This is a genomic window from Chromobacterium sp. ATCC 53434 (genome assembly GCF_002848345.1).
Lineage (GTDB): Bacteria > Pseudomonadota > Gammaproteobacteria > Burkholderiales > Chromobacteriaceae > Chromobacterium.
The window spans coordinates 4,172,948-4,192,873 of the sequence record NZ_CP025429.1; the positions used below are offsets into that span (position 1 = coordinate 4,172,948).

Below are 19,926 nucleotides of genomic sequence, written 5' to 3' on the forward strand. Positions count from 1 at the left end.
CTATACCGGCCACCCCAGGAGGCGTCAACACCTTTCTGCAAAGAAAATGAAAAAATCTGGTCAAATCACTGTAAACCGCTGATAACAATAGAAACAGGCATTGAAGACCCAATGAACGGCTTCCACTAGCCTGTTCGCCGCAGCGAATGGATAATCTGCGGTCTTACCTTTCATGCAGTTTCGAACGTGAACCACAAGACCTGGATCTTCGACCTCGACGACACCCTGCACTACGCCAGCGGCGGCATCTTCGACCATATCAACACGCTGATGACCGAATACATGGTGCGCCACCTCGGCGTGGACGAGGTGGAGGCCTGCGCGCTGCGCTCGCGCTACTGGGCGCAATACGGCGCGACCATGCACGGCCTGTCCACCCATCACGGCATAGACCCGCAGCAATTCCTGATCGAAACCCATCCGGTGGAGATTCTGCAGCAATGGCTGCAATTCGAAGACCGGCTGGCGGAAAGCCTCAGCGCCCTGCCGGGGCGAAAGATCATTCTGTCCAACGGACCGCAGCACTATGTCGAAGGCATTCTGCAGCGGATGAAGATAGAGCGCCATTTCGAATCGGTATACGGCGTAGAGCGCCTGAACTATGTGCCCAAACCACACCTCGACGCCTTCCACACCGTGCTGGCCCACGAGGGTCTGCAAGCCGAGCGCTGCATCATGGTGGAGGATTCGCTGCCCAATCTGCTGACGGCGAAAGAATTGGGCATGACGACGATCTGGGTCAGCAAGGACGCGCGCAAACCCGCCCACGTCGACCACCGCATCGAGAAGATCAGCCAGCTGCTGCGGCTGCGCCTGAATTAGGCCAGAGCATATATATAGAAAAAGGCCGGGAAGCTTCCCGGCCTTTTTGCTGGATCACGAATCCGCTTACTTCAGCTTGATCTCGGACCACACCTTGTTCAGCTCGCGTCTGTCCTTGGCGTTCAGATCATGCAGCTGCTGCAGGCGCGGCAGGTCGGTGGGGGTCGGGAAGATCGCCGGGATCTTGGTCAGCTCGGTCTTGACGAACTTGCCGGCGGCGGCGTTCGGATTGCCGTTGCCCATCTCGTTGGTCAGGCCGGCGGCGTTCTTGCCGTCCATCATGAAGTTGATGAACTTGTAGGCCAGGTCCTTGCGCGGCGCGTCCTTCAGCACCACGAAGTTGTCCAGCGACAAGGTGTTGCCTTCCTTCTGCAGGCTGAAGTTCAGCGCGAAGCTGCGCTTGGCCTTCTTGGCGTCCTGCTGGGCCTGGAACATATCGTTGGAGTAACCGAAGGCGACATAGATATTGCCTACCGTCAGCTCTTTAATGTAGGACTGGTTGTTGAAGGCGGCCCAGTACGGCTTGGCCTTCAGGATCACGTCGCGGGCGGCTTTCCAGTCGGCCGGATTGGTGGAGTTGGCCGGCTTGCCCAGATACATCAGCGCGGCGGCGACCAGTTCGCGCTGCGAATCCAGCACGGTGATCTTGCCCTTGATCTTGGCCAGCAGCGCCGGATCGAAGATCAGCGCCCAGCTGTTCACCTTGTCGCCCAGGCCCAGCTGCTTCAGCTTGGTCTCGTTGTAGCCGATCAGCGTGGTCGTGAAGGCGTACGGAGTGGAGTACTTGTTGCCCTTGTCGAAGAAGCTGTTCAGATAGCCCGGGTTCAGATTCTTGAAATTGGGCAGCTGGGCCTTGTCCAGCGGCTGGGCCTTGCCCTGCTTGATCAGCGCGTCGACGGCGAAGCCGGTCGGCACCACGATGTCGTAGCCCTTGGCGCCGGCGGCCAGCTTGGCCAGCAGTTCCTCGTTGTCGCCGTAGTAGTCCTGCACCAGCTTGCACTTGCAATAGGCCTCGAAATTCTTGGCCGCGCTCTCGGACAGGTAGTTGTTCCAGTTGTAGAGATGCAGCTCGTCGGCGGCGAATGCCTGGGTGGAGGCCGCCAGCGCCAGCAGCGCGAGGATCTTCTTCATTTCGTTTCCTTTGTATTGCACAGCTTGGTGATACTACGAGTTAACCGGGAGACGCCCCCTCAGCATCGCCCGGGTGCGGCGGCGACGGCAAGGCATTATGCTGCAACGCAAAATGCCTCGCCGCCGGATCGGCCTTTCGGCCGGGCGGCCGACGCCGCCCCATTCAACCGTTGGCGCGCAGCGCGCTCGGCGACACCTTGGACGCGATGACGATCAGCGCCAGCGTCAGCAGCATCAACAAGGACGACACCGCGTTCACTTCCGGCGTCACCGCGATCTTGATCATCGAGTAGATCTCCAGCGGCAACATGCTGGCGCCGGCGCCGGCGGTAAAGAAGGTGATCACGAAGTCGTCGATGGACAGCGTGAACGCCATCAGCGCGCCGGCGATGATGCCGGGCTTGATCACCGGCAGCGTGATCAGGCGGAAGGCCTGGAACGGCGTGGCGCCGAGATCGCGCGCGGCCTCGACCAGGCTGTCGTCCATGCCCTGCATCCGTGCCCGCACCACGATGGCGACGAAGCCTATGCAGAAGGCGATGTGCGACAGCAGGATGGTGACGAAGCCCAACTCCAGGATGCCGATCAGCTGGTTGACGATGACGAAGAAGATCACCAGCGACACCCCCATCAACAACTCGGGGATGGCGATCGGCGTCAGCACCAGGAAGGGCAGCAGCCTCAGCTTGTAGCGGTGCAGCGCGATGCCGGCCAAGGTGCCGAAGATGGTGGCGAAGAAGCTGGCGATGATGCCGATCAGCAGCGAGTTGCCGGCCGCGGTCAGCATCTTCTCGTTGTGGAACAGCTTCTGGTACCACTTCAGCGTGAAGCCGACCCACTCGGCGTTCAGCCGCGAGTCGTTGAACGAGTACAGCACCACGATGACCAGCGGCAGGTACAGGAACAGATAGGTGACGATGGCCGAAGCCCACAGCCACTTCGATTGTTTCTTAGCCACGCGCCTTCCCCTTTCTGGCCACCATGGCCCCTAGCGCCGCGATCAGCAGCACGCCGCCGGTCAGCATGATCGACAGCACCGAGCCAAACGGCCAGTCGCGGGTATCGAGGATCTGCTGCTTGATCAGATTGCCTATCATGATGGACTCGGTGCCGCCGAGGATGTCCGGAATCGCGAACATGCCCAGCGCCGGGATGAACACCAGCGCCGAGCCGGCGAACACGCCGGGCAGGCTCAGCGGCCAGGTCACGCGCCAGAAGCGCTGCCAGGCGTTGGCGCCCAAATCCTGCGCGGCGTCGAGCAGGGCCATGTCGTGCTTTTCCAGATTGGCGTACAGCGGCAGCACCATGAAGGGCAGATGCACGTAGACCAGGCCGACGATCACCGCGAACGAGGTGAACAGCAGCCGCACCGGCTCGAAGCCCAGCGAGGTCAGCACCAGGTTCAAGGCCTTGGTGAACGCCGACTGCGGCCCCAGGATGATCATCCACGCGTAGATGCGGATCAGGAAGTTGGACCAGAACGGCAGGATCACCATCAGCAGCATCAGGTCGCGATACTTCTTGCCGGAGCGGGCGATCAACCAGGCCAGCGGATAGGCCATCAGCAGGCAGACCACGGTGGTGATCAGCGCGTAGCCGGCCGACTTGGCGAACAGCTCGAGATACAGCGGCTCCTCCACCAGTCGGTGGAAGTTGTCCAGCGTCAGCTGCCAGACGCGCTGGCCGTCCTCGATGGTGAACATCGGCGCCAGGCCGCCGTAGTCGCCGGGCTGGCGGAACGCGGCCACCAGCATGATCAGCGACGGGATCAGGAAAAACAACAGCAGGTACAGCAGCGGGGGCCAGGACAGCGCCCACTTGCCGAAACGGTCGCGCATCGCCATCGCTTACTCCGTCAGGAAGCTGCCGGCGTCGAAACGCCAGGCGATTTCGACCGCGTCGCCGGCATCGAAGAACTTGGCGACGCCGGGAATGTTGTTGGCCTGCATCGCTTCGACGCGCACGCCGTCGGCCACCTCCACCACATAGAGGGTGACGTCGCCGAGGTACAGGCAGTCATGGACGCGCCCGTTGAAATGGACTTCGTCGGCCGTCGCCGGCAGCGTTTTGTCCAGCTTGACCTTTTCCGGCCGGAAGGCCAGCCAGCCCTGCTGCCCCTCCCTAACGCCCGGCACCGCCTGGCACTTGACGTCGCCGCAGCCCTTCAGCGCGACGGTCATCGTGTCGCCGTTCAAGGCCTTGACCGTGCCTTCCAGCACATTGCACTGGCCGAGGAAGTCGGCAACGAAACGGTTTTTCGGGTAGCTGTACAGCTGTTCCGGCGCGTCCAGCTGCTCGACCTTGCCCTGGCTCATCACCGCGATGCGGTGCGACAGCGCCAGCGCTTCTCCCTGATCGTGGGTGACATAGACGAAGGTGATGCCCACTTCCCTCTGCAGATTGATCAGCTCGATCTGCATCTCCTCGCGCAGCTTGGCGTCAAGCGCGGACAACGGTTCGTCCAGCAGCAGCAGGCGCGGGCGGTCCACCAGCGCGCGGGCGATGGCGACGCGCTGACGCTGGCCGCCGGACATCTCGTGCGGGTAGCGATCGCCGAACTGGGTCAGGCGCACGTCCTCCAGCAACTCGTCCACCTGGGCGGCGATCTTGCGCTTGTCCCACTTGGCCATCTTCAGCGGGAAGGCGATGTTTTCGCGCACCGTCATGTGCGGGAACAGCGCGTAGCTCTGGAACACGGTATGCACCGGGCGCTTCTCCGGCGCCACCTGCGACATGTCCTGGCCGTCCAGCAGGATCTGGCCGGCGTCCGGCTGTTCGAAACCGGCCAGCATGCGCAGCAAGGTGGTCTTGCCGCAGCCCGACGGTCCCAGCAGGGTGAAGAACTCGCCCGCCTCGACCGACAGGCTGACATCGCTGACCGCCGTGTAGTCGCCGAAGCGTTTGACCACGTTTTTGATTTCCAGGAGAGCCATGGATCTTCCCTGCCACGAAAAAGGGCGCCATTTTAACAAAAAAACAACTTTCGGGGCCGCGGAAATCCCTTGTAAATTCAAGACCTCAGCGCACTTTTCCGGCCAGCCCGGCCTATGGATGAAACCGGCGGGATAAGTTGCTCTTTTCACTGAAAAAAACCCGCGCGCCCCTGCTTCTGAAGGACGTGGAAAACTTTGAATGGTTCGCATCGAAATGATGCATTTTGACAACAGACTTGTCTGAAAAGATGCAATCGATGTCGCCAAGCGCTTCTTTTGATGTCGCCGACGCGACAAATGCGCCGCATTTCCGGCAGCGGCTTTGCCCATGCCCCCCCCGGACACAGGCCAGCATTGGCGACTTCCCGCGCAATGTCAATATCATCAATCGTTTACATTTCGCCACAATGCAAAAGGACGCCCGCAGGCGTCCTCGCATGGCCGATGGCGCGGCCGGATCAGAACTTGGTGCCGAAGCCGATGCCGAACACCCACGGGTCGACATGCAGCGTGCCCAGCTTGGCGCCGCCCAGCTTGTCGGCGGTGACGTCGGTCTGGATCCACAGCTTCTTCACGTCGACGTTGAAGAACCAGTTCTTGTTGATCGCGTAGTCGGCGCCGATCTGCAGCGCCGGACCGAAGCTGTTGCTCTTCACGCTGATCGGCGTGCCCAGCGCGTTCAGGCCCACGCTGTAGAAGCGGGTGTAGTTGATCCCGGCGCCGACATACGGGCGGAAGGTCGCTTCCGGCGCGAAATGGTATTGCGCGGTCAGCGTCGGCGGCAGCACGGACACCTTGCCGATGTCGGCGCCGTTGGCGGTGATCTTGTGGCGGGATGTACCCAGGATCAGCTCGGCGCCGATATTGTTGGTGATCATGTAGGTGAAGTCGATTTCCGGCACCGTCGAGCTCTTGGCTTCGACGTCCAGGCCCGGCACCAGGCCGGAATTGCTCCAGCTGCTGGACGGCGCGACGTTGATCACGCGGAAACGTGCCAGAATGTCGCCTTGGGCGGCGAACGCGCCGGCGGACAGCATGCCGATCATGGCGGCGAGTGCGAGCTTCTTCATTTCTATTCTCCAATGGGTAGAGTAATGCCGCCATAAACCATGCCGGCGTTGACAGCCAGGCACGCCGGCAGTAGCGTGCGACGTCCGCAGGCAGATTATCCAAGCCCGTTCTCTCACACTTTGCGTCAGATCATGAAACAGTCATGAAATATGCCGATCTCCGGGAATTCATCGCCCAACTTGAACAAAAACAGCTGCTGAAGCGCATCAATATGCCGGTATCGCCGCAGCTGGAAATGACCGAAATCGGCGACCGCGTGCTGAAGGCCGGCGGTCCGGCGCTGCTGTTCGAACAGCCGGTCGACGACGACCGCCGCTACGACTTTCCGGTGCTGGCCAATCTGTTCGGCACGCCGGAGCGCGTGGCGATGGGCATGGGCGCCGAAGACGTGATGCAGCTCAGGGAGATAGGCAAGACGCTGGCCTATCTGAAGGAGCCGGAACCGCCCAGAGGCCTGAAGGACGCCTGGGACAAGTTGCCGCTGTTGAAGCAGGTGCTGGCCATGGCGCCGAAGGAAGTGAAGAAGGCGCCGTGCCAGGACATCGTCTGGGAAGGCGAGGCGGTGGACCTCGGCAAACTGCCTATCCAGCATTGCTGGCCCGGCGACGCGGCGCCGCTGATCACCTGGGGCCTGACCGTCACCCGCGGCCCGAACAAGAAGCGGCAAAACCTCGGCATCTACCGCCAGCAGGTGATAGGCAGGAACCGCGTCATCATGCGCTGGCTGGCGCATCGCGGCGGCGCGCTCGACTACCGCGAATTCCGCCAGCAGAACCCGGACCAGCCTTATCCGGTGGCGGTGGTGCTGGGCTGCGACCCGGCGACGATACTGGGCGCGGTGACGCCGGTGCCGGACACGCTGTCCGAATACCAGTTCGCCGGCCTGCTGCGCGGTTCCCGCACAGAACTGGTCAAGTGCCTGGGATCGGACCTGCAGGTGCCGGCACGCGCCGAGATCGTGCTGGAAGGCCACATCCATCCGAACGATATGGCGATGGAGGGCCCGTACGGCGACCACACCGGCTACTACAACGAGCAGGACAGCTTCCCGGTGCTGACGATAGACCGGATCACGATGCGCGAGAACCCGATCTACCACAGCACCTACACCGGCAAGCCGCCGGACGAGCCGGCGATACTGGGGGTGGCGCTGAACGAGGTCTTCGTGCCGATACTGCAAAAGCAGTTTCCGGAAATCGTCGATTTCTACCTGCCGCCGGAAGGCTGCAGCTACCGGATGGCCATCGTCAGCATCAAGAAGCAGTATCCCGGCCACGCCAAGCGGGTGATGATGGGCTGCTGGAGCTTCTTGCGCCAGTTCATGTACACCAAGTTCATCGTCGTCGTCGACGACGACATCGACTGCCGCGACTGGAAGGAAGTGATCTGGGCGATCACCACCCGGATGGACCCGGTGCGCGACACCACGCTGATCGACCACACGCCGATAGACTACCTGGACTTCGCCAGCCCGATCTCCGGCCTGGGCGGCAAGATGGGCCTGGACGCCACCAACAAGATGCCGGGCGAGACCAGCCGCGAATGGGGCGTGCCCATCGTGATGGACGAGGCGGTCAAGCAGCGCGTCGACGCGCTGTGGGGCGAACTGGGGCTATAGCGTTCGGCCGCCGATGAAAGCCGGGCTCAGGCCCGGCTTTTTTCATGCCGCCGCGCGGTGGCCAGCCAGGCTATCGCCCCGCCGTCCGCGCGCAAGCTTGCCGTCTCGTTTTCCAACAGCAACAGGCCGCCGTCTGACAAGGCCCGATCGCCGCATGACCAGGCTCCCCGCTGCAGATACAGCAGCGCCAGATCGGCGGCCTCCAGCTTCACGGTGTCGCCATCGGCCGGCGTCAGCCGCTCCATCTCGCCGCGCCCCCAGTCGCGCGCCAGCATCAGATTGCAATCGCGCAGCGCGCCGCCCAGCAGGCGGCACTCGACGCCGATCTCGCCGGTAAAGGCCACCACCTGGCCCGGCGCGTCCAGCGTCAGCCTGCGACCATCGGCCAGGCTCAACTCCATGCCCTCGCCGTCCAACAGGCCCAGCAGCCTATCGACGCCGTCGAAACGGGAGAACGGCCCGCCGGCGGCCACCTCGGCGATCGACATCCTCAACGCGAACGCGCCGTCCCGCTCTGGATGCGGCAAGCGGAACAGCTCGCGCGTGCGGCCGCCGCCATTGGCCCATGGCATGTCGATGAAGCTTCGCTGATCCCATACCCGCATGCCGGCTCCCGAAAAGTACGCCCATCGGGCATGATGCCGGATGGGCGCCTGGCTGAACAGCCGCGCTCAGCGCACGGCTTCCGCCTGTTGCAAGATCACTTCCCGGCCATAGACCGGACTGTCGGCATAGCCGGCCGCCCGGTAACGGATGGGATGGCCCAGCTGGCGGCGCAAGCGCTTCAGCGCCGCCAGATCCAGACCCTTGCCCGCCTCGGCCGGACGTATCGCCAGCACCGCGCCGTCGCCGCGCTCTATCCCCAGCTTGACCAGCGGATAGGCGCCCACCTCCACCAGCACGCCGCGCTCCCACTGCGGCGCGGCCATCGCCAGCAAGGAAGGCAGCAGGGCCAGCAGCCACGGCGCGCGCCGCATCAGGGCTTCACCAGCAGCAGATGGCTGTTGGCCGGCACGGTGATGCGCGCCGCGCCGCGCGACACCGACAGGGCCTGGCGCCAGGTTTCCTGGCTGCTGTCGTTGCGCCAACCCACCTCGGACGCCTGGATGCGCACCGCAGGCAGTTGCAGCGTCTTGCCGGCCGGGAAGTACTGGTTGGCCGGCAGCGTGATGGTCTTGGCCGGGAAGCCGAAGCCCGCCACGTCCTGGCTGTAGGCGCCCAGCGCCAGCGTGGTGGTCAGCCGTTGCAACAGGGCGCTGTAATCGCCGCCGCCCACCGCGCGCAACCCGTCGTTCAAGGCCTTCTCCCCCTTGCTCGGCCCGGTCACCCACGGCTTCATCATGGCGGGGCCGAACTGGTGCAGCATCTGCATGCCCAGCGCCAGCGCCTTCGGATAGCAAGTGTAATCGTCGGCGGCGACGCTCCAGCCCTTCAGATTGCATGCCGGCCTGGCCAGGAACTGCTCGAAATCGCCGCGCGGACGCAGGTCCGGGTGCGAGTTGGCGTCGCGGCCGCGTCCGCCGGTATAAGTGTCGGCCGACACCAGATAGCCCATGGTCTGCGCCGCCAACTCGTTCTCCCACACCGTGGTCGGCGCCGAGCCCGGCTTCTGCCGCAGGATTTTGTTGTACGCGTACAGCACGTGCAGGTACTCGTGCGCCATCGTAGACAGCGCCAGGCTCGGTCCGTTGTCCTTCATCGACCAGTTGCCCGGGCTGTCGGCCTTGGCGAAGGTGTCCAGATCGACGAAGGTCACCAGCGCCTGGTTGCTCTTGCCTATCACGTCGGCGCAGTCGGCGTCGCCCTGGCACATGGTGGCCGCGGCCGAGGCCAGCAGCGCGTTGGTCCAGCGCACATAGCCGAGCAGCCGGCTGCCGCTGGTGCTGGCCGGATCATTGAGCCGGCTCAGCACCAGGTGCACGTCCTTGGTGTCGCCGGGCAGGGCCAGGCTGCGCCAGCTCGGGTGGATGTCCTGACCCCAGGGCTCGCTGACCACGCTGGCCTCCAGCGGGTAGACGCTGCCGGCGAAACGTTCGGCCAAGGCGTCGGCCTGGGCGTTGTCCACTGCCACGTCCAAACCGCTCTGACCCCAGACATAGACCTTGCCGCCGCCATTGGGCAGATCGCGCACCGCCTTCAGCGTCGTGGGACTGTCGCCGTCCATATCGTGCCAGGTTCGCGCGTCGCCCAGCGCGTAGACCTGCTGCTGCAATGCCGCCTGCGCGCCGCTCAGCCTGGCCGACTGCTGCAGTTGCAAGCGTTGCAGCGCGCCGTTGCTGTTGTTCTTCGCCACCGCGCTCAACACCGCCCGGCTCTCGGCTTCCAGCCGGTCCGCCACGGCGCGGTCGGCGCCGCGCAAGCCATTGCCGGATGTCCGGAACTGGGTGGAGGTGTCACCGCCGCTGACGCGCACGAACTCGGCCTGCCATGCCGAGCTCACCGGTCCGGTCAGCTGCAGGGTCTGATCGCGGCCGCTGGTATTGCTGTAGCGGTAGATCGACCCCGACGCCGCGCCGCTGGCGCTGGCCGGCAGCTTGCAACTGGCGCCGGCGCAATTCAGCGCGCCGACCTCGGCGCTGCCGGCTCCGCTTTGCGCCAACGCTTTCGCCGACGGATTGCCCGCGCCGCCGTCGGCGGACTGGCCGCTCCCGCCGCCGCCGCATGCGCTCAACAGCGCGCTCGCGATCACGGAAACCAGAACTGTCTTGTTGATCTCTTTCATCACTTTGTCGTCTTTTTTTGGTTAATTTATGAACAGAATCTTGATATTAGCCACACGACATAAGTGAGTACAATGTCAATTTATTACAATTAAAAGTCAGACAAATACCGTCGCCCAGGCCGGCGAGAACCTCCCCGCCCGGCGCGGCCGTCATCACCCGATCCGCCTCCCGGACAATAGAGATCACCCCACCGTCGCCATAAAAAAAGCCCGCCGTCCGAAGACGCCGGGCTCAGAGCCTGTTCACGATCAAGCGCCGACTAACGCTCCAGCTCCATCTGGCCCAGCACCACCATGGCGCCGTCCACCCTGCTCTGCACGGTGCGCAAGGCGCGGAAACGCACCTTGTCGCCGGCGCGGGCCGCGAACGCGTCCAGCTGGCGCTGATCGAGCGCGCCGGCCTCGCCGCTGGGCGCGATGGTCAGCAGCGCGCCGTCGCTGCGCTGGATCGCCAGCCGATTGAACGGCACGTTGCCGACGCTGACCAAGCGGCCGTGTTCCCACGGCACGCTGGCCATGCCCAGCGACGCCAGCAGTCCGAGGACGGCCAGACCGCCCGCCAGCGGCCGTCTCATCGCTTCACCAGGCTCAGCCGCGAATTGGCCGGCACGGTGATCGTCACCTGGCCGCCAAGCGGCGCCAGGCTCAGGCGATAGGCTTCCTGCGTCGGGTCGGTCGACAGTTGGACTTCGCCCAGACTGACCGGGATTGGCGGCAAGGAAATGGTTTTGCCGCCCGGGAAGTAGCGGCTGGCCGGCAAGCTCAACTGCTTGGCCGGGAAGCCGTAGCCCGCCGGCCACGGGGCGAAGTCCGCCAACGCCAGGCTGGTATACAGCTGCTGCATCAGGCTGCCGTAGTCGCCGCCGCCGACCGCGGCCAAGCCGTCGTCCAGCGCGCGTTCGCCGACATTCGAACCGGTCACCCACGGCTTCATCACGCCTGCGCCGTACTGGTGCAGCATCAGCATGCCGGTCGCCAGCGCCTTCGGATAGCAGGTGGTGCCGACGCTGTCGCCGCTCATCGCCGACCAGCGCTTCAGATTGCAGGCCGGCTGGGCCAGGAACTGGCTGAAGTCGCCGCCGGAACGCAGATCGGGATGCGAGTTCGCGTTATCGCCGCGGCCGCCCTGATAAGTGTCGGCCGCCACCAGATAACCCATGGTCTGCGCCGCCAGCTCGTTTTCCCAGGTCGTCGATCTCGCCGCTCCCGCCATGCGGCGGAACACCTTGTTGTAGCCGTACAGCAGGTGCTGGTACTCATGGCCCAGCGTCGACAGGGTCAGCGCCGGCCCCTTGCCGTTCTGGCTCCAGTTCACGCCGTCGTCGGCCGCCACCAGCGTGTCGACGTTGAGGAAGGTCACCAGCGCCTCGTTGCTGTTAGAGAAGGCGCTGCAGTCGGTCTTACCGCAGGACGGATCGGACGCCCCCGACTTCAGCAGGGCGTTGAGCGGAGAGACATAGCCCAGCAGGCCCTTGAAGGCGCTGGCCGGCTGATTCAGCTGCGCCAGCACCAGGTGCACGTCCTTGGTGCCGGCATCCAGCGTGACGCCCTGCCACGACGGATTGACCGGTCCCCAGGGCTCGCTGATCACCGCGGCCTCGATCGGGTACACGCTGTTGGCGAAGCGCTCGGCCAGGAAGGCCGCCTGCTGGGCAGTCACCGCGGCCGCGTCGTTCTGCGCCCAGACATAGACGGTGCCGCCGCTGGGCAAGGCGTAGCTGGCCTTCATCGTGGTGCTCAGCGTGCGGCTGCCTATGCTGTCGTACCATTGGCGGCTGTCGTTGACGGCATAGTAGCGCGCCGCGGCGACCGCCCGTTTTTCGACGCGCATCCTCGCCTGCGCCCGGCCGGCGATTTGGCCGTAGGCGGCGGCATGATCGTAAAACTGCTGCATCTGCTGTTCCAGCACCGCGTCGGCCGCCGCGTCGGTGCCGCGCGCGCCGCCGCCGACGCGGCCATAACCCAGAATGTCGCTGTCGACCTGGGTCACCACCGCGTTCCAGCTGGCGGTCAGCGGACCGGTGATGGTGAGCGGCATGTCCTGGCTGGTATTGTTCTGCAACTGGTATACCTTGCCGACCGCGTCGGAAACCGCGCTAGCCGGCAGCGCGCAGACGACGGACTGGCAACTCAGATCGCCGGTGATGGCCGGCTTCTGAGGCGCGCTGGGCGGATTTGCTTGCACCGCCTGATTGCTGGCGGCGCTGGAAGAGGAGTCGCCGCCGCCACCGCCGCAGGCGGACAGCAGCGCGACCATCACGGACAGGGCGGCGATATTTTGCTTGTTGTTCAACATTTTATGACTCAACTGTAAATTCGACGGCGAATTTGTAAATGATTAAATAATGTCGACAAGGATAGAGACCGCCGCCCGGTCCCGTCAATTTACCTGCCGTTTTCCGCCCCACCCGTTTTCCAGACACCCGCCTCGGCCCCTGCTATCATCCGTCTGTTCAGTAACAAGGATCTATGATGGCTTTTCTCCACAACCCCAACTCCGCCCAACGCCTGAAACGGCTGAATGCCCGCCAGCGCAAGAAAATGCGCGTAGGCGAATTCCGCGAGCTGGGCTTCCACCTGGTGGCCGTGCTGCGCGACGGCGCCGACGCCGACGCGCTGCTGGATGGCTGGCTGACCCGCTTCGACGAAGCCGGCATCAGCTTCGGCGGCCATTTCGACGGCAAGAGCCAGCTGGAAGGCGTGGCCTTCCCGGTCAGCGGCAACCAGATCACCGAAGCGCTGCGCGGCGAACTGGTCGCCTGGCTGCAGGCTCGCGAAGAAGTGCAATCGCTGGAAGCCAGCGAGCTGATCGACCTGTGGCACGCCGTCTGAGGCCTGCCTTTGGGATGTGAAAAAGCCGGCATTCGCCGGCTTTTTTCTTGTCTGTCGCACTTACCCACAGATAATCGCAAAACGGGATTTTATCCACAAGCCTCAGGACAGCTGGCGGAATACTCGATAGCCGACGTATAGCCAGGTCTCCCTAGCGAGGAAGCGCGACCAGCTGGACAGCGTTCGGAAGCGGCTGGACTGCGTCGGCGCCGGATAGGCGCGCAGGCCCAGGTCGCTGGCCATCAGCACCGCGCGGCGCATGTGCAACGGGTCGCTGACCAGCAGGTAGGAGCGGATGCCGAACGGCCCGCCCAGATCCCGGGCATTGGACAGATTCTGCCAGGTGGTGCGCGACTGGTTTTCCACCAGCATCGCCGTCATCGGCACGCCCTGTCGGGCGGCGAACTCGCGGCCGACGTCGGCCTCGGCCGGATAACCCGGCTCCGGCGTGCCGCCGGTGAACACGATCCAGCGCACCTTGCCGCTCTGGTACAGCTTGACCGCGTGGTTGATGCGCTCGCGGAACACCGGCGAGGGCTTGCTGCCCCAGGCCGCCGCGCCCAGCACCAGCGCGGCGTCGGCGCCGGAATCGGCGTCACCGTCGCCGTAGTCGACGATGGTCCAGGCCACATAGGCGAAGCCGAGCACCACCATCAGCACGGCCAGCAGGAAGCCTTTCATCATCAATCGCAAATAGAGCATCGGCACAGCGGCATCAAGGACTAGGGAAGGTCGATTGTAACCGCAATCGCCGGCGACGGCAGCCCGCCGACGCCGGGATGCGGCGCGGCGCTATTGTTCCAGTTCCCAGATCGCGGCCTGCAGGCTTTCCATGCGCGCCTGCAACGCGGTCTGGGCATCGTGCAGCGCCTTGTTGTAGATGTCGCGCCCTATCTTCTCGGCGACGAAATCGAGCAGGAAGCGGGCGTCGAAACTGCCTATCTCCAGCCCGAGCTGGTCCGCCAGATAGCCTTGCACTTGCGGCGCCAGCTGCTGCAACTGCTGTTCGCTGAGGAGGGATTGATTCGCCATCGTCGCGTCCGGATGTGAAAAGAAGGCGATTATGGCGCAATCGCCGCCCCGCGCGATAGCCGCGCGGGGCGAAAGCCCGCTCAAGGAATGCGGCAACCCGGGTTGCTGGTCGGGCAGCGCCACTGCCAGTCCACCCCGATGCGCTCGGACAGCTTGACCGAGAACGCCATCGCCGGCGACGACAGCGAAATCGTCACCACATCGCTGGAAAAGTCCGATGAACGCGGTTCGCTGGTACCGGGCATCACCCGCAGCGCGATCGGGCTGCCCAGCTGTATGCTCAGCTGGCTGTTGCCCAACAGATAGGCGAAATTATCCTGGATGTACTGGCCCAGCGGGAAGCTGCCGCCGCCCGGCAGCGCCACCACCTTGCCCGGCGGCACCAGCCGGCCCAAACCCTTGAGCATGTTCTGATCGGGCTTGTACAGCAGCGCATCCTTCACCTGGGCCAGGCCGGCCTGCAGACTCTGCTGGATGGTGCCGTCTATCTTGCCCTCGGCCTTGCCTATCAGCATGTCGCCCACCACCGGCAATATCCAGCTCAAATTGGAGTCGCAGTCGGTGGAGGAGTTGGTGGTCGCCGTCATGCCGGTCTTGCCGTCGACCATATTGCCGTTAGCCGTGCCGTACTGGGCGGTGATGACGATATTGCTCAACGTCAGCGTATTGGTGCAGCTATAGCTGATCACGCCCCATTTATGGCCGGAATACTGGCTGCGCACCTGGTAGCCGAGGCCGGACAGGCTGATGTAGGCGACGCCGCTGGCGTCCGGCCGTATCGTCACCTGCGCGTTGCCGCTGACCGTTCCGCCAAGAAAGGTGGCGCCGTTCTGCGCCACCAGCTGCGACACCCGCCCGTTCAAGCCTTGCTGCAAGCTATAGGGCACGCTCAGCAACTCGCCGGCCGCCTGTCTCAGCGGCCCCATCGCCTTGGCGTCCTCGCTATAGCTCAGCGCGCCGCCGCCATAGCCGACCGTCGCCAGATACTGGTCCGAAACCACTCTCGGCGCCCAGTCCGCTTGCGCGCTGCCAGCAGCAAGCAATCCCGCCAGAAAAATCGCTCTGCGCATCATGATTGATGTCCTCTTCGTTGAAAGTGCGGAATATTTTCATAAAAATATTCCATGAGGATATTATACCAATAGCATTTCACATGAAAGAGCATTCCTCCGCTCTACCATCTGCCGAAATGCCCGCGCGTGCCGCGCGGGCGCGCGGCACGCGCAGCCGGCTCAGGGTTCCTGGCACACCAAATCCGGATTGCGCGGATCGCACTGCGAATTCCAGCTCCAGCTCAAGGCCTGCTCCTCGTTGACTTTCAGCCCCAGCGAGAAGGCCGGGGACGTCAGCGACAGATTCAACAGCTCGCTCGTCGCATTGGAATACATGCCCGGGTCCTGATTCACCGGTTGAACCTGCAGATAATTGCCCAGGCGCAGCGTGATCTGGCTGTTGCCTAGCAGATAGCGGAAGTTGTCCTGCACATAGCGGCCGACCGGGAAGGTCCGTCCATCCGGCAAGGTGACCACCTTGTCGGCCGGAACCAGCCTGTTCAGCCCGCTCAGCAGATTCTGGCCGGGCTTGTACAGCAGCGCGTCCTTCACCTGGGCCAGACTGGCCTGCACGCCGTTCTGGATCGCGCTGTCTATCTTGCCCTCGGCCTTGTTTATCAGCACATCGCCGACCACCGGCAGAATCCAGCTCAGGTTGGAATCGCAGTCAGTGGAAGAGGACGTCGTCGCGGTCATGCCGGCCTTGCCCGCGGCCATGCTGCCGTCGGCGGTGCCGTACTGGGCGGTGAGAACGATATTGCTCAGCGTCAGCGTATTGGTGCAGCTGTAGTTGATCACCCCGAGCTTGCGGCCGGAGTAGCGGTTGCGTACCTGGTAATTGAGCCCGGACAGGCTGATGTAGGCCACGCCGCTGGCGTCCGTCCGTATCGTCACCTGCGCGTTGCCGCTGATCGTCCCGCTGAGGAAAGTGGCGCCGTTCTGCGTCACCAGCTGCGACACCCGGCCGTTCAGGCCCTGCTGCAGGGCGGACGGCACCTTCATCAGATCCGACACGACCTGCCAGACCGGCCCGCCTTTGCTGGCGTCTTCCCGGTAGCTGAGCGCGCCGCCGCCATAATTGAGCGTGGTCGCGAATTGGTCGGAAGTGATACGGGGGGTCCAGTCCGCTTGCGCGCCGCTGGCGGCGAGCAGGATGGCGACGGATACGATTGAGCGCATGACATTCCTTTTTTTGGCCAGCCATTTCTGATGTCGCAACGTGTCGCGCAGTGGCTGGAATCTGCCGACTATCCTAACTTGCCCGATCAGATTAATGCATTCATTATGTAATTACAATCGCATAAATTGCGCCAAACTGCTGAAATCCCGCAGGGGAATTCCTAAAGGAACAGATATGAGTCCGGACTGCAGGAGGATGGTGGCAGGCGACGCCGAACGCTGGCGCGCTGCCTGCATGCGCAAAAGCCTGCTACGACAAGCCGGCGGCCCCCATTCGGCCCGGCCCGGGATCATCTCGAGCCAGGCCGTCCGGCCGCGGCGGCTCTAGCATGTCATATGAATCGGGACGCAGCCCCAGGTCAGGCCGATGTTTTCGCTCACCTTGACCGAAAACGACATCGCCGGAGACGACAGCGTAATCGCCACCACATCGGCGGAAGCGCTCGTCACCGACGGTCTGCCGTCGCCCATATAGCGTCCCGGCGCGATCAGATTGCCCAGCTGAATGCTGAGCTGGCTGTTGCCCAGCAGATAGGCAAGATTGTTCTGCAGATACTGCCCCAACGGGAAGGCGCCGCCTCCCGGCAGCGTCACCACCTTGCCCGGCGGCACCAGGCGGCTCAGGCCGTTTAGCATGTTCTGGTCCGGCCGGTACAGCAGCGTGTCCTTCACCTTGGCCAGTTGGGCCTGCACATTGCTCAGCAGCAGGCCGTTGATCTTGTCCTGGGCCTTGCCTATCAGCACGTCGCCGACACCGGGCAGGATCCAGCTCAGATTGGAGTCGCAGTCGGTGGACGAGCTGGTGGTCGCCGTCACGCCGGTCTTGTCGTCCTGCATATTGCCGCCGGCCGTGCCGTACTGGGCGCTGACGACCAGATTGCTCAGCGTCAGCGTATTGGTACAGGTGTAGTGGATCACCCCCCATTTTTTGCCGGAGTACTGGCTGCGCACCTGATAGCCGAGGCCGGACACGACGATATGGGCCACGCCGCTGGCATCCGGACTTATCGTCAGCTGCGCGTTGCCGCTGACCGTCCCGCTCTGGAAGCTGGCGCCGTTCTGCGCCACCAATTGCGCCACCGGCCCGTTCAATGCCTGCTGCAAATCGGCGGACAGGCCCTGCAGCTGAGTGGCCACCTGCCGCAACGGCCCCATGGCCTTGGCGTCCTCGCCATAGCTCAACACGCCGCCGCCATAGCTGACCGTCGCCAGGTACTGGTCCGAAAGCACTCTCGGCACCCAGTCCGCCTGCGCGCCGCCGGCCACCGACAGGCCCGCCAGGAAAATTACCGTACGCATCATGATGAATGTTCCTTTGTATAAATGGTGAATATCTTCACATCGATATCATGTCCATTTTATACCATTGTCATTTCAACAAAAAGAACAACATCATGACGCCATCCGCGGGAACGGAACGGCCTGGACCCTGACCGCGGCTACAACCGCGACCAGTCGCGCCCCAGCCGCACCAGGTTCCGTTGCAGCGCCTGCCGGCTGCCTTGCAGGCAGACCCGCCATCGCTCGCCCGCGCCGGCATGCTGCGGCAGATGCAGACAGATCTGCTCCAGCCAGGCAAAGCGGGCCGAACAGCTGTCATGGCACAGCGCGATGCCATCGGCGCAACCGCGCCTGGCCAGCCGCGCCAGCTTGTCCGGCAACGGCGCCGGCCCCAGGCAGACGCGGGCGCCGTAGAACAGGCTGGAACGCCAGAAGCGCTGCTGACAACGCCAGCCGTCCAGCAGGCAGGACCAGCTGTTGGCGGGAAACTCCGTGCACCACCATAACGTATGCTTCATCGCGCCCTCCATTTTGTGCACTGCACAATAACCGTTATACCCGCTGCCGGACCTTATCGCCAGCCACTTGTGAGCGCGCATAAAAAAACCGGCGCACGCGGCGCCGGCACAGGGCAGTCAGACTCGGGAAAACGATTTACAAGGTCACCCAGCGCGGCCGGGTCAGCATGTCGGCTTGCAGGATGTCGTCCAGTTGCTCGCGGCTCAGCAGGCCATGGGCCAGCACCACCTCGGCGACGCTGCTGCCGTTGGCGTGCGCCTCGGCGGCGACGCGGGTGGCGGCCTCGTAGCCGATCACCGGATTCAGCGCGGTGACCAGGCCGATCGAGTTTTCCACGCTCAGACGCAGCCGCTCGCGGTTGGCGGTGATGCCCTTGACGCAGTGCTCGGTCAGCGTGCCGCAGGCATTGGCCAGATGGGTGGCGCTGCGGAACAAGCTGTAGGCGATCACCGGCTCGAAGGCGTTCAGCTGCAGCTGGCCGGACTCGGCGGCCATGGTGATGGTAACGTCGTTGCCGATCACCTCATAGGCAACCTGGCTGACGACTTCCGGAATCACCGGATTGACCTTGCCCGGCATGATGGACGAGCCGGCCTGGCGCGCCGGCAGATTGATCTCGCCGAAGCCGGCGCGCGGGCCGGACGACAGCAGGCGCAGGTCGTTGCAGGTCTTGGACAGCTTGACCGCCGCGCGCTTGATCACGCCGGACAACTGGACGAAAGCGCCGCAGTCCTGCGTGGCCTCGATCAGATTCGGCGCGGTGATCAGCTGGCTGCCGACCAGCTCCGACAGGTGCTGGCACACAAGCCGGGCGTAATCCGGGTGGGCGGTGATGCCGGTGCCGATCGCCGTGGCGCCGAGGTTGATCTCCAGCATCAGCGCGCTGGCTTCCTTCAAGCGCTGTTCGTCCTCGCCCAGCATCACGGCGTAGGTCTGGAATTCCTGGCCCAGCGTCATCGGCACCGCGTCCTGCAGCTGGGTGCGGCCCATTTTCAGGACATCCTTGAATTCCTCGGCCTTGTCCGCGAAGGCCTGGCGCAGCGTCTCCATCCGCGACACCAGCTTCAGCACGCCCCAGAAGGCGGCCAGGCGCAGCGCGGTCGGGTAGACGTCGTTGGTGCTCTGGCACAGGTTGACATGCTCGTTCGGGTGCAGATGCTGATATTCGCCCTTGACGTGGCCCAGCAGCTCCAACGCGCGGTTGGCGATCACCTCGTTGGCGTTCATATTGGTGGAAGTGCCCGCCCCGCCCTGGATCACGTCGACGACGAACTGGTCGTGCAGCTTGCCGGCGCGAATCTCCTCGCAGGCGTCGACGATGGCCTGCGCCAGCTTGGGATCGAGAATGCCGAGATCGCGGTTGGCCTGCGCCGCCGCCTGCTTGATAGAGGCCAGCGCGCGGATCAGGTCGCCGTAGCCGGCGATGGTCTGGCCGGTGATCGGGAAGTTCTCGATGGCGCGCAGCGTGTGCACGCCCCAGTAGGCGTCGGCCGGCACATCGCGGTTGCCGAGCAGGTCGTGTTCGATACGGGTGGACATCTGGAGGGGCTCCTCAGCAATGGCCGTCATGCGCGGCCTAGAATGCCCCGCACTGTATGCCCGCCCTACAGACTTGACCAATTCCGAATGGAGATGGGGTCATGCGGAAAATGCATAACCTTGCGCCAGCCTTGTCCGGCGCGGCTTGCCTTAGAGCCTGTTCAAAGGCTAGCGAGCTCACGCGAGACAAGGCGA

Annotated in this window: 20 protein-coding genes; 3 read left to right on the forward strand and 17 right to left on the reverse strand. The window is 63.9% G+C overall.

Annotated elements, in window-relative coordinates; genetic code table 11:
• Positions 1-186 precede the first annotated feature (186 nt).
• Entirely contained in the window at positions 187-822 is a 636-nt protein-coding gene (locus CXB49_RS18400) for a pyrimidine 5'-nucleotidase (protein ID WP_101709725.1), read from the forward strand.
• Positions 823-888: 66 nt separating this feature from the next.
• Here the strand turns inward: CXB49_RS18400 and CXB49_RS18405 are convergent, their stop codons facing one another.
• The 5 genes from CXB49_RS18405 to CXB49_RS18425 all read right to left on the reverse strand — a co-directional run bounded on the left by CXB49_RS18405 (position 889) and on the right by CXB49_RS18425 (position 5,956).
• Positions 889-1,953, reverse strand: coding sequence for a PotD/PotF family extracellular solute-binding protein (locus CXB49_RS18405; protein ID WP_101709726.1), 1,065 nt, complete (start codon positions 1,951-1,953; stop codon positions 889-891).
• A 163-nt stretch (positions 1,954-2,116) separates the two neighbouring features.
• Positions 2,117-2,911 (reverse strand): ABC transporter permease, encoded by a 795-nt coding sequence (locus tag CXB49_RS18410; protein WP_233492858.1) that lies wholly within the window; start codon positions 2,909-2,911, stop codon positions 2,117-2,119.
• Positions 2,904-3,797, reverse strand: coding sequence for an ABC transporter permease (locus CXB49_RS18415; RefSeq protein WP_233492859.1), 894 nt, complete (start codon positions 3,795-3,797; stop codon positions 2,904-2,906). The genes CXB49_RS18410 and CXB49_RS18415 overlap by 8 nt, the downstream gene beginning before the upstream one ends.
• A 3-nt stretch (positions 3,798-3,800) precedes the next feature.
• Positions 3,801-4,886, reverse strand: coding sequence for an ABC transporter ATP-binding protein (locus tag CXB49_RS18420; RefSeq protein WP_101709727.1), 1,086 nt, complete (start codon positions 4,884-4,886; stop codon positions 3,801-3,803).
• A gap of 458 nt (positions 4,887-5,344) precedes the next feature.
• Positions 5,345-5,956, reverse strand: a complete 612-nt coding sequence (locus tag CXB49_RS18425; protein WP_101709728.1) for an OmpW family protein — start codon at positions 5,954-5,956, stop codon at positions 5,345-5,347.
• Between the two features lie 143 nt (positions 5,957-6,099).
• Here CXB49_RS18425 and ubiD point away from each other — a divergent pair, with 143 nt between their 5' ends.
• Positions 6,100-7,575 carry a 4-hydroxy-3-polyprenylbenzoate decarboxylase gene (gene ubiD / locus CXB49_RS18430; protein ID WP_101709729.1) on the forward strand — a complete coding sequence of 492 codons (1,476 nt, stop codon included), beginning with the start codon at positions 6,100-6,102 and terminating at the stop codon, positions 7,573-7,575.
• A gap of 26 nt (positions 7,576-7,601) precedes the next feature.
• Here the strand turns inward: ubiD and CXB49_RS18435 are convergent, their stop codons facing one another.
• The 5 genes from CXB49_RS18435 to CXB49_RS18455 form a co-directional block, all read right to left on the reverse strand.
• A complete protein-coding gene (locus CXB49_RS18435) occupies positions 7,602-8,180 on the reverse strand; it encodes a HutD family protein (RefSeq protein WP_101709730.1) in 579 nt (192 codons plus the stop codon).
• 66 nt (positions 8,181-8,246) lie between these two features.
• Positions 8,247-8,552, reverse strand: coding sequence for a hypothetical protein (locus CXB49_RS18440; protein ID WP_101709731.1), 306 nt, complete (start codon positions 8,550-8,552; stop codon positions 8,247-8,249).
• Positions 8,552-10,297 (reverse strand): hypothetical protein, encoded by a 1,746-nt coding sequence (locus tag CXB49_RS18445; protein WP_101709732.1) that lies wholly within the window; start codon positions 10,295-10,297, stop codon positions 8,552-8,554. The genes CXB49_RS18440 and CXB49_RS18445 overlap by 1 nt, the downstream gene beginning before the upstream one ends.
• 260 nt (positions 10,298-10,557) lie before the next feature.
• Positions 10,558-10,872 carry a hypothetical protein gene (locus tag CXB49_RS18450; RefSeq protein ID WP_101709733.1) on the reverse strand — a complete coding sequence of 105 codons (315 nt, stop codon included), beginning with the start codon at positions 10,870-10,872 and terminating at the stop codon, positions 10,558-10,560.
• Positions 10,869-12,593, reverse strand: a complete 1,725-nt coding sequence (locus CXB49_RS18455; RefSeq protein ID WP_101709734.1) for a hypothetical protein — start codon at positions 12,591-12,593, stop codon at positions 10,869-10,871. Before CXB49_RS18455 ends, CXB49_RS18450 begins: the two co-directional genes overlap by 4 nt.
• Before the next feature lie 176 nt (positions 12,594-12,769).
• On the opposite strand from CXB49_RS18455, the gene CXB49_RS18460 reads away from it, so the two are divergent.
• The gene (locus CXB49_RS18460) at positions 12,770-13,129 is read left to right on the forward strand and encodes a 50S ribosome-binding protein YggL (protein ID WP_101709735.1); all 360 of its coding nucleotides are present in this window, start codon (positions 12,770-12,772) and stop codon (positions 13,127-13,129) included.
• A gap of 102 nt (positions 13,130-13,231) precedes the next feature.
• Here the strand turns inward: CXB49_RS18460 and CXB49_RS18465 are convergent, their stop codons facing one another.
• The 7 genes from CXB49_RS18465 to aspA form a co-directional block, all read right to left on the reverse strand.
• Positions 13,232-13,810, reverse strand: coding sequence for a YdcF family protein (locus tag CXB49_RS18465; protein ID WP_233492860.1), 579 nt, complete (start codon positions 13,808-13,810; stop codon positions 13,232-13,234).
• A gap of 111 nt (positions 13,811-13,921) precedes the next feature.
• Positions 13,922-14,161: a DUF2164 domain-containing protein gene (locus tag CXB49_RS18470; RefSeq protein WP_101709737.1), complete on the reverse strand. Its 240-nt coding sequence runs from the start codon at positions 14,159-14,161 to the stop codon at positions 13,922-13,924.
• Between the two features lie 80 nt (positions 14,162-14,241).
• Positions 14,242-15,234: a hypothetical protein gene (locus CXB49_RS18475; RefSeq protein WP_199406715.1), complete on the reverse strand. Its 993-nt coding sequence runs from the start codon at positions 15,232-15,234 to the stop codon at positions 14,242-14,244.
• Between the two features lie 159 nt (positions 15,235-15,393).
• Positions 15,394-16,392 carry a hypothetical protein gene (locus tag CXB49_RS18480; RefSeq protein ID WP_101709738.1) on the reverse strand — a complete coding sequence of 333 codons (999 nt, stop codon included), beginning with the start codon at positions 16,390-16,392 and terminating at the stop codon, positions 15,394-15,396.
• Between the two features lie 324 nt (positions 16,393-16,716).
• The gene (locus tag CXB49_RS18485) at positions 16,717-17,694 is read right to left on the reverse strand and encodes a hypothetical protein (protein ID WP_199406716.1); all 978 of its coding nucleotides are present in this window, start codon (positions 17,692-17,694) and stop codon (positions 16,717-16,719) included.
• 137 nt (positions 17,695-17,831) lie between these two features.
• Complete coding sequence (locus tag CXB49_RS18490) at positions 17,832-18,191, reverse strand: hypothetical protein (RefSeq protein WP_158300947.1); 360 nt, start codon at positions 18,189-18,191, stop codon at positions 17,832-17,834.
• 136 nt (positions 18,192-18,327) lie between these two features.
• Positions 18,328-19,731: an aspartate ammonia-lyase gene (aspA, locus tag CXB49_RS18495; protein ID WP_101709740.1), complete on the reverse strand. Its 1,404-nt coding sequence runs from the start codon at positions 19,729-19,731 to the stop codon at positions 18,328-18,330.
• Between the last annotated feature and the right edge of the window lie 195 nt (positions 19,732-19,926).